This window comes from Arsenophonus sp. ENCA, assembly GCF_002287155.1.
Classification (GTDB): domain Bacteria; phylum Pseudomonadota; class Gammaproteobacteria; order Enterobacterales; family Enterobacteriaceae; genus Arsenophonus; species Arsenophonus nilaparvatae.
The window spans coordinates 1-1,192 of sequence record NZ_NHNG01000640.1 but is presented as its reverse complement, the minus strand read 5'-3'; the positions used below and the strand labels follow the sequence as shown (position 1 = coordinate 1,192).

At 37.4% G+C, this 1,192-nt stretch carries 1 protein-coding gene; it reads left to right on the top strand.

Features of this window, described 5'->3' with window-relative positions; translation table 11 throughout:
• A partial coding sequence (locus CBG25_RS16530) for a PRD domain-containing protein (RefSeq protein WP_290607961.1) occupies positions 1-1,192 on the top strand: 1,192 nt, incomplete at both ends.

The window sequence follows — 1,192 nt, the reverse complement described above, 5'->3', positions numbered from 1 at the left end:
GCTATCACTATCTTACGTATTACTCGTGGCCGTGAATTAACCACTTTTATCAATAATGAAATGGATCCTGTTATTCAAAATGCGGTCAAAGAAATTTCAAACGGGCTGATTTACTTTCTTGGTGGTGAACTATCAAACGCAGAACAAGCTTACTTATGTACGCAACTTGCAGCACAACGTATTATTGGTAACGAACAGCCCAATCAAAAAACGGGCTTACATACCAAACTACTTGCTCATATTTTGCAATATATAAACGACTCATATAATTACGATTTACGTAATGATGAAAAACTAAAACGTGATTTGACTACCCATCTCGCCACTTTATTAACTCGTTTACAATTTAATATTAATACACCAAATCCTTTACTTGACGATATCAAACAATATTATCCTTTTGCTTATGATGTCACCCTCTATGCCCTACGCAGTGCCAGTACCCTGCTCCCTTACCCAATTAGTGAAGACGAACTTGGTTATCTGGCAGTTCATATTGGGGTAAGTTTGGAATGTAATTATGGTACCAGCCATCATCGGCCAACACAGGTTTTAATCGTTACTGATTCAGGCAACTCAACAGTACGGGTGATAGAAACTAAAATTATGCGTGAATTTCCACAACTAAAATTTAACCGTGCGCTGTCGTTACAAGAATATGAAACCTTAGAAAACATCGATGAAGATTTTGTTATCACCACCATTCGATTAGCAGAAAAAAATAAACCGGTGGTGAAAATTGCCCCCTTTCCTACTCCCTATCAACTGGAGCAGGTCGGGCGTTTAGCGATGATCAACCAAACCAAACCTTATATTATTGAACGATTCTTTGATGAACGTTATTTCATCATACTTAATGAAAAAATTAGCCAAGAAGCACTTTTTAAGAAAATCTGTAAAAAACTGCAAGCCGATGGTTATGTCACTAGCGATTTTTACCCATCACTGCTCGAACGAGAATCAATTGTCTCTACTCTACTGGGTGAAGGAATTGCCTTACCTCACTCATTAGGTTTATTAGCGAATAAAACAGTGGTGGTTACGATTATTTCACCTCAAGGGATCGAATGGAACGCAGAAACCAAGGAAGTTGCTAATGTCATTTTTCTGTTGGCGATTAGTAAAGCTGACTATGAAGAAGCTATCGCTATTTATGAATTATTTGTAACTTTCGTCAAAGAAAAAGCCACTA